This window comes from Cetobacterium sp. (assembly GCF_051653945.1).
GTDB lineage: Bacteria > Fusobacteriota > Fusobacteriia > Fusobacteriales > Fusobacteriaceae > Cetobacterium_A.
The window spans coordinates 20,286-34,146 of the sequence record NZ_JBOFXD010000088.1; the positions used below are offsets into that span (position 1 = coordinate 20,286).

Annotated in this window: 15 protein-coding genes and 1 pseudogene; 5 read left to right on the forward strand and 11 right to left on the reverse strand. The window is 29.3% G+C overall.

The annotated features are described in order from the left end of the window. Positions 1-119: 119 nt before the first annotated feature. Complete coding sequence (locus ACRC8M_RS09760) at positions 120-1,091, reverse strand: LacI family DNA-binding transcriptional regulator (RefSeq protein WP_438528972.1); 972 nt, start codon at positions 1,089-1,091, stop codon at positions 120-122. 212 nt (positions 1,092-1,303) lie between these two features. Here ACRC8M_RS09760 and ACRC8M_RS09765 point away from each other — a divergent pair, with 212 nt between their 5' ends. Further along, positions 1,304-2,929 carry an alpha-glucoside-specific PTS transporter subunit IIBC gene (locus ACRC8M_RS09765; protein ID WP_291942556.1) on the forward strand — a complete coding sequence of 542 codons (1,626 nt, stop codon included), beginning with the start codon at positions 1,304-1,306 and terminating at the stop codon, positions 2,927-2,929. Positions 2,930-2,940: 11 nt separating this feature from the next. Then, positions 2,941-4,266 carry a 6-phospho-alpha-glucosidase gene (locus tag ACRC8M_RS09770; protein WP_438528973.1) on the forward strand — a complete coding sequence of 442 codons (1,326 nt, stop codon included), beginning with the start codon at positions 2,941-2,943 and terminating at the stop codon, positions 4,264-4,266. Between the two features lie 81 nt (positions 4,267-4,347). On the opposite strand, the gene ACRC8M_RS09775 is transcribed toward ACRC8M_RS09770, so the two are convergent. From ACRC8M_RS09775 to ACRC8M_RS09815, 9 genes are all read right to left on the reverse strand, one after another. Then, positions 4,348-5,382 carry a ribonucleotide-diphosphate reductase subunit beta gene (locus ACRC8M_RS09775; RefSeq protein ID WP_438528984.1) on the reverse strand — a complete coding sequence of 345 codons (1,035 nt, stop codon included), beginning with the start codon at positions 5,380-5,382 and terminating at the stop codon, positions 4,348-4,350. Beyond that, entirely contained in the window at positions 5,375-7,621 is a 2,247-nt protein-coding gene (locus ACRC8M_RS09780; protein WP_438528974.1) for a ribonucleoside-diphosphate reductase subunit alpha, read from the reverse strand. Before ACRC8M_RS09780 ends, ACRC8M_RS09775 begins: the two co-directional genes overlap by 8 nt. Then, a complete protein-coding gene (locus ACRC8M_RS09785; protein WP_040407611.1) occupies positions 7,622-7,825 on the reverse strand; it encodes a glutaredoxin domain-containing protein in 204 nt (67 codons plus the stop codon). A 118-nt stretch (positions 7,826-7,943) separates the two neighbouring features. Then, a complete protein-coding gene (locus ACRC8M_RS09790; protein ID WP_438528975.1) occupies positions 7,944-8,162 on the reverse strand; it encodes a hypothetical protein in 219 nt (72 codons plus the stop codon). A 913-nt stretch (positions 8,163-9,075) separates the two neighbouring features. Continuing rightward, entirely contained in the window at positions 9,076-9,432 is a 357-nt protein-coding gene (locus ACRC8M_RS09795) for a hypothetical protein (protein ID WP_438528976.1), read from the reverse strand. Positions 9,433-9,451: 19 nt separating this feature from the next. Continuing rightward, complete coding sequence (locus tag ACRC8M_RS09800; protein ID WP_438528977.1) at positions 9,452-10,024, reverse strand: hypothetical protein; 573 nt, start codon at positions 10,022-10,024, stop codon at positions 9,452-9,454. Between the two features lie 86 nt (positions 10,025-10,110). Further along, positions 10,111-10,383, reverse strand: coding sequence for a hypothetical protein (locus ACRC8M_RS09805; RefSeq protein ID WP_438528978.1), 273 nt, complete (start codon positions 10,381-10,383; stop codon positions 10,111-10,113). Between the two features lie 15 nt (positions 10,384-10,398). Continuing rightward, on the reverse strand, positions 10,399-11,013 hold the full coding sequence (locus tag ACRC8M_RS09810) for a hypothetical protein (RefSeq protein WP_438528979.1): 615 nt from the start codon (positions 11,011-11,013) through the stop codon (positions 10,399-10,401). 26 nt (positions 11,014-11,039) lie between these two features. Beyond that, positions 11,040-11,384 carry a hypothetical protein gene (locus tag ACRC8M_RS09815; RefSeq protein ID WP_438528980.1) on the reverse strand — a complete coding sequence of 115 codons (345 nt, stop codon included), beginning with the start codon at positions 11,382-11,384 and terminating at the stop codon, positions 11,040-11,042. Positions 11,385-11,950: 566 nt separating this feature from the next. Here ACRC8M_RS09815 and ACRC8M_RS09820 point away from each other — a divergent pair. Then, positions 11,951-12,202: pseudogene (locus tag ACRC8M_RS09820) on the forward strand (ATP-binding protein); the annotation flags it as partial. A gap of 16 nt (positions 12,203-12,218) precedes the next feature. On the opposite strand, the gene ACRC8M_RS09825 reads toward ACRC8M_RS09820, so the two are convergent. Then, positions 12,219-12,803 (reverse strand): phage terminase large subunit, encoded by a 585-nt coding sequence (locus tag ACRC8M_RS09825; protein WP_438528981.1) that lies wholly within the window; start codon positions 12,801-12,803, stop codon positions 12,219-12,221. Positions 12,804-13,138: 335 nt separating this feature from the next. Here ACRC8M_RS09825 and ACRC8M_RS09830 point away from each other — a divergent pair, with 335 nt between their 5' ends. After that, positions 13,139-13,354, forward strand: a complete 216-nt coding sequence (locus ACRC8M_RS09830) for a hypothetical protein (protein ID WP_438528982.1) — start codon at positions 13,139-13,141, stop codon at positions 13,352-13,354. Beyond that, a complete protein-coding gene (locus ACRC8M_RS09835; protein ID WP_438528983.1) occupies positions 13,308-13,712 on the forward strand; it encodes a DUF2335 domain-containing protein in 405 nt (134 codons plus the stop codon). The genes ACRC8M_RS09830 and ACRC8M_RS09835 overlap by 47 nt, the downstream gene beginning before the upstream one ends. Positions 13,713-13,861: the final 149 nt, after the last annotated feature.

Genomic DNA, 13,861 nt, shown 5'->3' on the forward strand with positions numbered 1-13,861 from the left:
TTTTTGTATTTTGTGCAAACGTTTGCTCTTTTTTGTGTATTGTAGCATCTAATTTCAAATTTGTCTATATATAATACAAAAAAGTTGTAAAAAAGTTACTACAACCTTTTTTACAACTTTTAATTTAACTCTATATCTACTATTTTATTACAACTCTCTAACTTATCTTGAATGCAATTCACTAAAAGATCCACTGCTTCCATTCCTAATTTTTCAGGTTTTATATCAAGAAGAAAAATTTTATCTTTCCAGCTCTCTTTTATATTTGCTTTATTAAAACTTCCTATATTTACATTCTCTATACTATTTTTTTCTAAATATTCTAAAAACCCCTTTAAAAGATTGTCGTCTGAAATTACAAAGTTCTCACATTTTTGTTCTGAAAATATTTTCTCTGCTAATCTATATCCCTCTCCTCTAGAAAAATCTTTTCCTAGATATGTAGAATAATCTAATTTCAGTTCTTTGCATGCTTTTTCAAATCCAGCAACTCTATTTATTGTAACTGTTAAATTTCTATCTCCACCTACAAAAATTATTTTTTCAGAATTTTTATGAACAATTTTTTTTACCATATCATATGTTGCCTTTAAATTATTATTATCTACCCATAAAACACCATCTTTTTCCTCAGGTTCACCAATTATAACAAAAGGAAAATTTGTTTCTTTTAAATATTGAATACTTTTATCATTTTTACGTGTTGACATAAGACATATTCCATCTACTAATCCACTTTCAACTAACTTTTTTGTTCCTTCATACTCCTCTTTCTCATTTTTACAAAAGTCATACATGATATAGTAATCTCTCTCTTTTCCTTTTAAACTAATTCCTTGCATAACCTCTATAAAGAACGGACTTGTAAAAAGTGTTGTTGTTTCCTTTGGCATTATAACACCTAGAATTCCTGTTTTTCTTTTAACTAATCCCCTTGCCATTATATTTGGTTTATAATTTAATCTTTCAATAGCCTCTCTCACTCTTGATTTTGTAGCTTCACTTATCTTGGGATTATTAGATATTACTCTTGAAACTGTAGATACAGAAACCCCTGCATCCTCTGCAATCTCTTTTATTGTTATCTTCACAGTTTTTTCCTCTCCCTTATCCTCTTATTTTTTTACATTATATCTAAATTTTCTATATTTACAAAACAATTTCTATATTTTTATTTTTTTGACGTAACATGTTACGTTCACAGTAATGTGTGTTTTTAAGATTCAAAGTATTGATTTAGAACTTTTTCTATTGTATACTTCGAATAACAGAGGATCCTAGAAAAAAATTGGGAGGTAACAAGATGTTAAAATTCTTTCAAAGACTTGGTGGAGCACTTTTTGCACCAGTACTACTTTTTCCTTTTGCAGGACTGACAGTAGCTCTTACAATTATTTTAAAAAATCCAGATTTCGTAGGTTCTTTGGCGAATCCAGATGGGTTATTCTACAAACTTGTTTATATTATTGAAGAGGGAGGATGGACTGTATTTAGACAACTTCCACTTATATTTGCAGTTGGACTTCCAATAGGGTTAGCAAAAAAAGCTCATCCCCGTGCATGTTTATCTGTATTAGTTACATATTTAACTTTCAACTATTTTATTAATGCCATTTTAACTTTTTGGGGGCCAAGTTTTGGAGTAGATTTTACTCAAAATATTGGAGGAGTTAGTGGATTAACTACAATAGCTGGAATTAAAACTTTAGACACAAGTATTGTTGGAGCAATTGCAATATCAGGACTTACTATCTATATACATAACAGATTCTTTGATACAAAACTTCCTGACTTTTTAGGAATATTTCAAGGAAGTGCACTTGTTGGAATGATCGCTTTCTTAGCTATGATTCCAGCTGCATATGTAACATGTTTGGTATGGCCTAAAGTACAGATGGGTATCTCATCTTTACAAACATTAATGATTTCTTCTGGAACTTTTGGAGTTTGGTTATACACTTTACTTGAAAGAATTCTAATTCCTACTGGACTTCATCACTTTGTTTATGGTCCTTTCATCTTTGGACCTGCAGTTGTTGATAATGGAATCCAAGTTTTCTGGGCACAAAATCTTTCTAACTTTGCTAACTCAACTTTGCCTTTAAAAGAGCTTTTCCCACAAGGTGGATTTGCACTACATGGCAATAGTAAAATATTTGGAGCAATTGGTATAGCACTAGCTATCTATAAAACTGCTCGACCTGAAAAGAAAAAAATTGTTTCTGGACTTTTAATTCCAGCTGCTCTTACTGCAGTTTTAGTGGGAATTACTGAACCTTTAGAATTTACATTCCTATTTATTGCACCATTTCTATTTGCTATCCATGCGGTTTTAGCTGCTTCTATGGCTGCAGTTATGTATGCTTTTGGAGTTGTTGGAAATATGGGATCTGGACTTATAGAGATTGCTGCTATTAACTGGATACCACTTTTCAAAAATCACACTGGTGTTATGATTGCACAAATCGGTGTAGGAATGGCTTTCATACCGATATACTATTTTGTTTTTAAATACTGTATTGAAAAATTCAAATTAAAAACTCCAGGTAGAGAGGATGAAGATGAAGAGGTAAAACTTTATACTAAAGAGGACTTTAAAAATAAAAAAGATGCAAAAAATGGAAACGTTGTTGTTGAAAATGCCTATTTTGACCAAGCTTACACTTTCTTACAAGGTCTAGGGGGAGCTCAAAATATTGAAACTGTTAATAACTGTGCCACTCGGCTTAGAGTTACTGTTTTTGATGAAACTTTAGTTAAAGGCGACTCTGTATTTAAAGGAGCTGGAGCTCATGGTGTCGTTAGAAAAGGTAATGCTCTTCAGATTATTGTAGGACTATCAGTTCCACAAGTTAGGGACTGCTTCGAAGATTTAATGAATAAAGATTTAGAAAATATAGATTCAGAAAAAAATTTAATTAACGCATAGGAGGATTTATTATGAAAAAGTTTTCGATTTTAATTGCTGGTGGAGGAAGTACATTTACTCCTGGAATAATTTTAATGCTGTTGGACAATCTTGAGAAATTCCCAATTAGACAGATTAAAATGTATGATAATGATGCCAAAAGACAAGCTAAAATAGGAGATGCTTGTGCTATTCTTTTAAAAGAAAGAGCTCCTGAAATAGAGTTTAGCTACAGTACAAAACCAGAAGAAGCTTTCACTGATATAGATTTTGTTATGGCTCATATTAGAGTTGGAAAATATCCAATGAGAGAGTTAGATGAAAAAATACCATTAAAACATGGAGTAGTTGGACAAGAAACTTGTGGTCCTGGAGGAGTTGCTTATGGTATGAGATCAATTGGAGGAGTTATTGAGTTAATTGATTATATGGAAAAATACTCTCCTAATGCATGGATGCTAAATTATTCTAACCCTGCTGCTATTGTTGCTGAGGCTACTAGAAGATTAAAGCCAAACTCTAAAGTTTTAAATATCTGTGATATGCCTATTGGAATTGAAGTTAGAATGGCTGAGATTTTAGGTTTAGATTCTAGAAAAGATATGGATATTATGTACTACGGATTAAACCACTTTGGTTGGTGGAAATCTATAAAAGATAAAGCTGGAAATGATTTAATGCCTGCCTTAAAAGAGCATGTAGCTAAATATGGATATGTGGAGAAAAAAGGTGATAGCCAGCACACAGATGCTAGCTGGTGTGATACATTTGCCAAAGCAAAAGATGTATTTGCTGTAGATCCTACAACTTTACCTAATACATATTTAAAATACTATCTGTTCCCTGATTATGTTGTTGAACATTCAAATAAAGAGTATACAAGGGCTAATGAAGTTATGGATGGAAGAGAGAAGTTTGTTTTTGGTGAATGTGATAAGATTGTAAAAAATAAAACTTCAAATAATACAGAGCTTCATATAGATGAGCATGCTTCTTACATAGTTGACCTTGCTAGAGCTATCGCTTTTAACACAAAAGAGAAAATGCTTTTAATCGTTGAAAACAATGGAGCTATAGTTAACTTTGATCCTACTGCTATGGTTGAAATCCCTTGTATTGTTGGAAATGCTGGACCTGAACCATTAGTTGTTGGAGCAATTCCACAATTCCAAAAAGGACTTATGGAACAGCAAGTTTCTGTTGAGAAACTAACTGTTGAAGCTTGGATAGAAGGGTCTTATCAAAAGTTATGGCAAGCTCTTACTATGTCTAAAACAGTTCCAAGTGCATCTGTTGCAAAAGCTATTTTAGATGATTTAATTGAAGCTAATAAAGGATACTGGCCTGTATTAAAATAAAAGATTAATTTTAACTAAAAAATAAGAAATAAAAAAAATGGTAGAAAACATAATTTTCTACCATTTTTATTTATATTACTTTTAAAATTCGTCCCATCCCTCTACAGATGAACTCATATTGTAACTAGTAACTGTTCCTTCGAAGAAGTTAGCTTTTACGTTTCCTTCTCCCTCTGTATCAGCAAATTTTTCTAAATGTCTATAAGGATTTTTTTCATATCCTTCATAGATTGGATTTAATCCTATAGCTTTCAATCTTTCGTTGGCTAACCACTTTGTATATCTCTCTGTTGTGTCCTCTGTTATACCTAATATTCCATTTCCTATTATATGATTTGTCCAACTGATCTCTTGCTCTACAGCTTTCTTAAACATATCATATATTAGGTCATCATTAAAGAAACCTTTATTTTCATTTCTAATCTCTCTAATTAACTGTTGGAAAATAACCACATGTGACAGCTCATCTCTATTGATAAGTTTTATTATATCAGAAGTTCCCATCATTCTATTTCTACTTGCTAAAAGGTAGAAGAAGTTAAATCCATTGTAGAAATATATAGCCTCTAAAAGATAGTCAGCTATTATAACTCTTGCAAAGTTTTCATCACTTGGATTTTCTAAAAAACTTTGATAGATTTTTGCTATATAACTATTTCTTTCAAATAGAACTTTATCCTCTCTCCATTTATCATATATTGAATTTCTAATCTCCTTTGGTAGAATAGATTCAATTATATACTGGTATGATTGAGAGTGAATAGCTTCTTGGAAAGTCTGTATTGATAGAATCAAATTTATCTCTGGAGCAGTTATATAATCTGAAACATTTGGAATATTATTTGTTTGAATACTATCTAAAAATATTAGAAATGAAAGTATTCCATCATAAGCTTCCTTCTCCTCATCAGTTAAATTTTTATAATCGTTTTTATCTTGAGTTAAATCTATTTTTTCTGGAATCCAAAAGTTTCCCATCATTGTTCTATAAAGATGATTTGCCCATTGATATTTAACATTATTTAAATTAAATATATTTGTACTATCTCCCTTTATCACTTTTCTTTCTGATAAAGAATCATCTCCTAGAGGATTAAAAAGTTTTTTTCTATCCACTGCAGCTTTCACACTCCTCTTTTTCATTTATTATATTTGTATTTTTTTGAATTGTTCTTATATAATAAACTGATTTACATCCCTCTTTCCATGCTGTCATGAAAGTATCATATATATCTTTAGCTTTAATATCTTTATTTAAATCAAAAATAAGCTCCATAGAAACTCCCTGAGTTATCCATTTTCCTATTCTACTCATTATTTTTACATATGTTTGAGGATTTACATTTTTAAACTCTGGATAGAACCAAGCTCTATCTTTCAGATGTTTAACAACTCTTGGAACAGCTCCCTTTTGATTCTTCTCTATATAGAATCTAGAGAATGTAGGGTTTACAGATGCTGTCGATCCCATAAGTAAAGATGTTGATGTGTTTGGTGCAACTGCTGTTAACTCACCATTTCTTAATCCATACATCTCAACTAAATTAAATACCTCTTCCCACTCTTTTCCAAACTTTGAGTTGTCCATATACCAATCTTTATTTTTTTGGAAAAATATTCCTTGGTCCCATAAAGAACCTTTAAACATTGGATAACTTCCTCTCTCTTTTGCTAAAAGAGCCGAAGATTTTATACTGTACATAGCTATCTCTTGGAATAGTTCATCTATCTCTTCTAATGACTCATCATATATCATAAACTCTTTTGCTAAATAGTCTGCAAGTCCCATAGCTCCAACACCGATTGTTCTATAAGCTAAGTTATGCTTATCTGACTCTTTTATAGGAGTTCTTGTTAAATCAATTGTATTATCAAGGATTCTAACAGATATATCCACAATATTTTCTAACTCATCTCTTTCTAACTCAGCTAAGTTCATAGAAACTAAGTTACAAGTATGAACTTCCCCTAATTTTGTTGTTCTAACTCCACTTTCTCCAACAGTTTCCTCTTTAAAGTTTACACTTGGTGAGAAGTTAGAAAAACTTTCCATACATAGATTTCCATTTCCTATCATTCCAACATGGCTATTGTGATTCATTAGGTTTGCTCTATCCTTAAAGAAAATATATGGCATTCCAGTTTCTATTTGAACTTTCATAATCTCTTTAAATAACTCTCTAGCCTTTATAACTTTTCTTAACTGTAAGTTTTCATCCTTTTCTATAGTTAAATATAACTCTTCAAATTTCTCTCCATAAACTTCACATAGTTCAACACCATATTTTTTTCTAACTTCATAAGGGTCAACTAAAGTCCACGGTAAATCCTCTTCCACTCTTTTCATAAAGAGATCTGAAAGAACAACTTGAGGATAGATATCATATGCCTTTCCTCTTTGATCTCCATTTTCTGTTTGAAGTTCTAAAAATGTTTCAATATCTAAGTGCCATGAATCTAAGGCCACCGTTACCGCTCCAGCTCTTCTTCCCTGTTGATTTACAGCTACCGCTGTATCATTTACAATTTTTACCCAAGGAACTACTCCTCCACTAGCATTATAGTATCCATTTACCATCGAGTTCTTCGCTCTTATTCTAGAGATATTTAATCCTACTCCACCACCATTTTTACTAATTTTTGCAACTGTATCCACGTTGTAGAAAATAGATTCTATATTATCATCCATAGCTGTTATAAAGCATGATGATAGATTTCCATTTGGTACTCTTAAATTAGCTAAAATTGGAGTAGCTAGAGAGATTTTTTTAAGTGACAATGCTTCATAAAATCTTTTTGCCACAGAAACTTTATCTTTTTCATTTATAGCTAAAAGCATAGCTATACACATAAATACCTCTTGAGGTAACTCGTAAATCTTTCCATCATACTTTAGCAAATATCTATTTACAAACATATTTGCTCCAGCATAGTCGTACATCATATCTCTAGAGACATCCATAACTTTTTCTAACTCTTCAATCTCTTCTTGAGTATAATCTAAAAGTCTATTATCATAAATTCCAATCTCTACTAAAGTTTTTATACTTTTATAAAACTCACCATAAGAGAATCCTCTTTTGTGGAAAACCTCTCTTTCTGTTTCCATCATTAAAAGTCTTCCTGCAACATATGTCCAGTCACTCTCTTCAAAACTTGTCATAGAAACAGCTTGATTTATTAGAGATTCTTGAATTTTTTTTGTTGTTATATTCTCTGCATATATCGATTCTATATGACTTTCTAACTCAACCATATTAACTTCTAAGTTATCACAAGCTCTTAAAAGTTTCTCTCTTATTTTTGTTATATCTAAATTTTCTCTTATTCCAGCTCTATTTATAACCTGTCTCATTTATAGAACCTCTAAGAAGCTTTCCATAGAATAGTATTTTCCATCTTTTTCAACAACAGGTGCACTCATAATTCTAGCCTTACTTGCTACGATCATAAGCGTTTTTAAATCCTGAGTATACTCATATTCAAGACCTTTATCATCTAAAATTTTCTTTAAAGTCTCACATTTACTACAATCTTCTTTTCCAAATACCTTTATCATCCTACGCCTCCCAAACACAACATCTTGTGCAGTTCTACTTTTATTTTCACTATATATAGTATTATTACATAATTTACAGATTTTTTCAATATTTTTTTATATAAAAATAGTGTAGTTTTTATTTAGAAATTTTCTTTAAATAGTTCCATAAAAAGTATACTACAATCCCTGGAGTTAATAAAATCATAACTGCTAAAACTCCACTTATAACTACTGGAACTCCAAATCCAAAACTAAAAGTAAAAATTATTCCATTTATTAGCTCTAACAGATTATACCCTGCTCCTGAAGTTTTTAAAAAATACAAAACTATTAATATATTTACCAAAATTGACATAAAAATCCTCATAATCCACCTCTTTTTCTAACTATTTTAATAATACAATCCTTTTGTAATACAATGCTTTCAAGGGCTTTATTACCCTATTATATCACTTCACATTACATTTTTTAACTACCTATATATTAATTAGGTAAATTTTGAAGATACCCCTTAAACTTAAAATTAGAAAGTCATTTTTATAGACTTTTGTTCTAAAAAATACGACTTTTAATTTTAGTACTAATTTTACATAATTATTTTCTATATAGTCTTTATTTTAAGTATTTATATGTATGGTTTTAGATTTTAAGAGTTTGGTAAAAAAAATTAATGATTAAATATCTAAAATAAAAAAAGAGAGTATACATGCGATATAGTCAAACTAAATCCAACTTACTCTCTTTAACGCTTAATATTGAAATTATAAATCACTTAAATTAAGTATATTTAAAAATGAAAAATACACATGCGATATAGTTAAACTAAATCCAACTTTTTTTATCAGTATCAATTAATTAAGCAATATTAAATATATTAATCTAAAAACTTAAAAAAAACAATATACTTTTTTTGAGAAAAAAAGTTGGAAATAAAGAATATTTCGAAATAAAAATTCACGCTAAATTTAAAAAATATAAATTTTAAAACTTTTTTATAAAATCTATAGTCTAAATAATATAAAAGTGTTAGAAATAGTAAATAATTTAATCCCCCAAAGATAAGAGCCTCTCTCCCCCCAGAGGTTCTTATTATTTTTTCCTAGACCCTTACCAAACTGTTAATATTTTTAAGCTTTAATGAATTGTGAATAGTGGACTTCACCAACGCTTTCTGTAGAAAAATATTATCAAAATTTGATTTGATACCTGGCTAGCTCCCATTTTAATTAACAACATTAAATTTATAGAAATAATTTCTATAAAATTTCTTAATTTTTCTCATACATTTTTTCTACCAATGCTCCATAGATAAATAAATTTTGTGGAATGTCATTAAATTCTAATGCATTTAATTCAAAACTATCTCCATTTATCTTATACTGTAATGCCATTTTAGTGTCTTTCTCATAATATCTTATAATTCCAATTACGTTAACATACTTATGTCCATCCTCGGCTACTATACTTTCCCATTTAGGATTACCCACAAAGCCTTCAATAGCTTGTCCTAAAGTTTTATTAGGATAACTATTTAAAGTTCCATTTTTTACCATTTGAACCTCTTGTGAATCCCCGCATGAAAAGAAAACTATAGACATAAGTAATATTATAATTATTTTTTTCATATTTTCCTCCATTAAATTTTTATTTCATTATCTCTTTTATTTTTTTCTCTTTTTCCATTAAAGAAATAATCCCTAGTTCATATTGTTTTTCAATTCTTCTAATCTCTTCAAAGTTATCTATTTTTCTAGAAATCAAATTTAATTTCTCTTCATACTCATTTTTAGTCATAATCTCCATATTAAAAGCTTTTTCAAGTTTTTCTTTTTCTACTTCATACTCTTGAATTATTTTTGATTTTTCCTGAATTATTTGTTGATCCTTAATTTTTTTCTCTATTTCTATAATTTCTTTTTCTATTTCTTTTTTTCTACTTAATTTTGGATCTAACATTTGTAATACATCCATTACCCCTATATCTTGTACCTCATTTGTTTCAATAGCCATTTCTACAAATTTTTTTCCTATTTGCATATATGCTAAATTTATTTCATTCTCTAATCCTTTTTTTTCACTTTCTAACTTTGAAATTTTTACTTTTTCTACAGCTAAAGAATTAGCCTCTGCCATATTATTAGAAATACTATCTGCTATTCCTCCAGCAGTTTTTCCTAATGTTTTCCCTACTGTTTTTAATTTATTGAATAATGCCATTTTTTCTCCTTCTTATCTTGCTTTATTTTATTTATAAAATAAAATAGGTTTTGACTAACTATAGACAAAACCCATTTTCTATTAAATTATCTTGCAAATGTATTAGAAATTTCAATTATTTCTGATTGTTGCTTCTTATCTAGGTCTATATAGTGAATTTCTTTTATATGAGCTACAGACTTTATAATTTGTACTACCATTTTTTTATATTTCATCTGCGCCATTGGACTCTTATCACTTTTTAATTTTTTAGCCTCTTTTACCTCTTTGATTAAATCTGGATAATCTTTAACTAAACACTTATTATTAGCCATTGCAATACTTCCTGTAAGCACCATTATTAATAAAAGTTTTTTCATTTTCTATTTTCTCCCTTAATTTGCTATTGACTTTAATATATCAATTTCTTCTTTTTCTTTTCTGGCTTTTTCTGCTGCCGCTGCTTTTACTTTTGCTGCTGCCGCATTAGCTTTTGCTGCTGCCGCTGATGCCTGTTTTTCTTTTAAAAGAGCCTCGTTATCTAATTTTAACTTTTCTATTTCAAACTCATTTTTTAACTTTTGAGCTTCGATTAATTCCAATTTTTTCATCTCTAGTTGCATTTTCATCTCTTCTGATTTATTTACATCTAGAATTGCTTTATCTTGCATTTCTAATTTTTTTGTTTCAATAGATGTTACATCTAGCGTCTTCTTCAGTTCAACCGCCGTCTCGTTATCTGATGAATTTATTTTAACTGCCGCTGATGCGTCTGCACTTCTCTCAATAGCTGCATTTTCTGCCATTCTTTCTTGTTTTTCATTCTCCATTTTTTGAAGTTCTATTGAACCGTCTACTATTGTTTTTGTATTTGTAGCATCGTGTTTATTTGTAGAGTTATCTGTTGAACATCCTCTCAATGCTCCTATTAACAATAACGCTCCTATAAATCCTGCACCTATTAAATATTTCGCTACCTTACCAGTATTTTTCATTAATGAATCTATCATTTTTTTATATCTCCTTATTTTATTATTTAGTTAGTTAGTTCGTGTATTCCCCATGCAGCTGCTCCTACTGCTCCTACACCTGTTACAACTGATTTTATTGTATTATTAGTCTTTTGATTTTGAATATTTTGAGCATTTTGTTGTACTTTCATAGCTGATGCAATCTGATCATCTACCATTTTTAAATCTGCTTTCTTAGTAAGCATCTCTTTTGGAGTATTCGCAGGTCTTAAAAGTATCTGTCTTTTTACTTCTTGAAGCATAGCTATTTCATTATTTTGTGTTTCTCTTAAAACTGCTGTTGAAGAAGGTGCACAGCCCCCTATCATCATTGATAGTAAAATGGTTGTTACTAAAATCTTTTTTTTCATAAAATCCCTCTCTTACTTAATTTTTTATTTTAAATCACTTTTACATCCGTTCTTCTATAAACTATAATCTCTTTCTAATTAGACATTTGAATCATATCTTATCATTTATTCCTGTTATTTTATATTAGAAATTTTTTTTATTTTTTTTAAAATTTCTTCAAGAGTAAATATTCAGAAAACAGTACTATTTTTTAGTACAATTTAAATTTTACCTGATACCCATAAAGAAAATATTTATCAATAAATTATTCTTAATTTCCATATAATATATTTAGCTAAAAATTAGATTACTCCAAATAAAAATGGACAATTTGGGTATTTTTTTATGACTCAATGATAAAATATTCCTATCTTAAAATGCAGCTAGGAGGAGTCATGAGGAAAGATATACTTTAAATGAAATTAATTTTTTGAGAAAGGAAGTGAAAATAGTGATTAATAAGTCAGAATTAGCTAGACGATTAGTATGTAATTGTAAAACTATTGCCTTAGATATGGCAGCAGCTAAAAAAATATTAGTATATTTTATTCCATGTCATGATTTAATTTAAAATCTAAAAAAAACTTACAATAAAAATCGTTTAGAAGCTCGATTAAAACATTACGTGAAATATCAATTACTAATCATTGACGAAATAGGATATTTACCGCTTAATAGAACTGCTGCCAACCTTCTAAAAAGATATGAAGTACATTCAGCAATAAATCAAGTTTTTAGCGAATGGGGAGATATATTTTCAGATAATACTTTGGCTGCTGCCATTTTAATCGTTTACTCAAACTTCTACAACCTTCAATTTATATTCCATACTGATTAAATTAAAATTTTAATCCTTAATATATTTTCTGGCCAGTTCCTACTACTGTTATTTCTAATGGTGATACATTGAATTTAAATTGCCCGTATACACCTAATTTTCTAGCTGCCCATTTTAAATCTGTGAATGTTGATGTTCTATTAGTTCTATCTACTTGTCTTACTACTAATAGGTTAGCTGTTGGATTATTCAATAAGTTATAAATATATCTAAGAGCTACAGCTTTAGATTTCTTACTTCCTCTTGCACCTTTTAAATAGTTATATAGCTTTTTACTTTTAATAAATTTCCTATACCCTTTTCCAACTTCTTTAATTAGATCTTTTTCCTCTAATGAAGCCTTTGATACATAACCACCATTATATTTTTCCCTTTCAATCTGATTACGTTCTCTTTTTAAATCAGCTTCCATTTGAAGTTCTTCTTGTCTAAAGGCATGGATTATACTTCTGTCATATCCGTTTATAAGTTCTTCAACTCCAGATATTCCTAAAAGTTCTGCTTGAGCTGTTATAGTTGTCTTAACTATGTTAGCTAATCTTTGATATCCCTTTAAACTTTCATCTAAAGCTATAGGAGATAAGCTCGTTCCTAAGTTCATACTCTTTTTCTGAATCCAATTTAGAAAGTCTATACTCTCTAAACTTCTTTGAATATGTTCTTGTTCCCGTTCATCCCTTAACCTTCCTCATAAAGTTTTTTTTGCATTCTCTTTGGTAGGCTCTCTATTTCTTGCCATAAAATTCCTCCGAATATTTACTCTCTCACTCTATGGCGTTTTGTACTATGAAAACATAGTACGTTTTTAAAAATTATTTAATTTCAACATAATTATTTTGCTTTTTCACAAAAAAGATTGTAAAATATTAAGTATCAAACAAGGAATTTCTTATTTTTGTGTGAATATCTTATAAAAAGTTGAGGAGGTCTGCTATTATGAAAAATACAATTTCTTTGTTTCTAACTGGAATGAGTTATATTGCTGGTTCTTTTTCTAATGTAAGTGCTCCACACACTTCATATTCTTATAAACCTTATGCAAAAGATTCAGCTTCTTTAAGTAAAGACTGGGCAAATGTTGGAAACAGTATAAGGAGGGGAATAAGTGAGTACGAAACATCAGAAGAGTGTACAAGCAAGTGGAAAAAATGATAATGGCCAAGAAGTAAAATTAGTTCATCAAGAAGCATACCAAGGACCGTTACCACATCCTGATTTATTAGTAAAATATGAAGAAATTATTCCAGGATCAGCTGAAAGAATTTTATCTATGGCTGAAAAGGAACAACAACATCGTCATCAATTAGAAAACGAAGTTATTAAAAAAGAAATAGCTCAAAAAGGTAGAGGTCTAAATTTTGGGTTTACATTAGCTTTACTAATTATAGTCATTGGAGCTTATCTTTTAATAATTGATAAATCATTACAAGGATTTAGTTTAATCTTAGGAAGTATTGCAATGATTATTGCACCTTTCTTCTTTAATAAAAATAATAATCAAAATAAATAGGGAGTTTCCCAAATTTAGTAAAAATTGAATATATATATTTTACCTTCTTGGCTATTAATTTGTATAATTAAATTAATAACTGAGGAGGTTTTTTTATGGCTAGAAAAAAATTCAGAAGTAAATCCACTTGTTAAACAATTAATTGAACA

What these genes read in the sequence shown, in the direction of transcription:
- ACRC8M_RS09765 (WP_291942556.1), top strand. Translation starts at nt 1,304, where the DNA reads ATGTTAAAATTCTTTCAAAGACTTGGTGGAGCACTTTTTGCACCAGTA.
- ACRC8M_RS09770 (WP_438528973.1), top strand. Translation starts at nt 2,941, where the DNA reads ATGAAAAAGTTTTCGATTTTAATTGCTGGTGGAGGAAGTACATTTACT.
- ACRC8M_RS09780 (WP_438528974.1), bottom strand. Translation starts at nt 7,621, where the DNA reads ATGAGACAGGTTATAAATAGAGCTGGAATAAGAGAAAATTTAGATATA.
- ACRC8M_RS09785 (WP_040407611.1), bottom strand. Translation starts at nt 7,825, where the DNA reads ATGATAAAGGTATTTGGAAAAGAAGATTGTAGTAAATGTGAGACTTTA.
- ACRC8M_RS09790 (WP_438528975.1), bottom strand. Translation starts at nt 8,162, where the DNA reads ATGTCAATTTTGGTAAATATATTAATAGTTTTGTATTTTTTAAAAACT.
- ACRC8M_RS09795 (WP_438528976.1), bottom strand. Translation starts at nt 9,432, where the DNA reads ATGAAAAAAATAATTATAATATTACTTATGTCTATAGTTTTCTTTTCA.
- ACRC8M_RS09800 (WP_438528977.1), bottom strand. Translation starts at nt 10,024, where the DNA reads ATGGCATTATTCAATAAATTAAAAACAGTAGGGAAAACATTAGGAAAA.
- ACRC8M_RS09805 (WP_438528978.1), bottom strand. Translation starts at nt 10,383, where the DNA reads ATGAAAAAACTTTTATTAATAATGGTGCTTACAGGAAGTATTGCAATG.
- ACRC8M_RS09810 (WP_438528979.1), bottom strand. Translation starts at nt 11,013, where the DNA reads ATGATAGATTCATTAATGAAAAATACTGGTAAGGTAGCGAAATATTTA.
- ACRC8M_RS09815 (WP_438528980.1), bottom strand. Translation starts at nt 11,384, where the DNA reads ATGAAAAAAAAGATTTTAGTAACAACCATTTTACTATCAATGATGATA.
- ACRC8M_RS09825 (WP_438528981.1), bottom strand. Translation starts at nt 12,803, where the DNA reads ATGAACTTAGGAACGAGCTTATCTCCTATAGCTTTAGATGAAAGTTTA.
- ACRC8M_RS09830 (WP_438528982.1), top strand. Translation starts at nt 13,139, where the DNA reads ATGAAAAATACAATTTCTTTGTTTCTAACTGGAATGAGTTATATTGCT.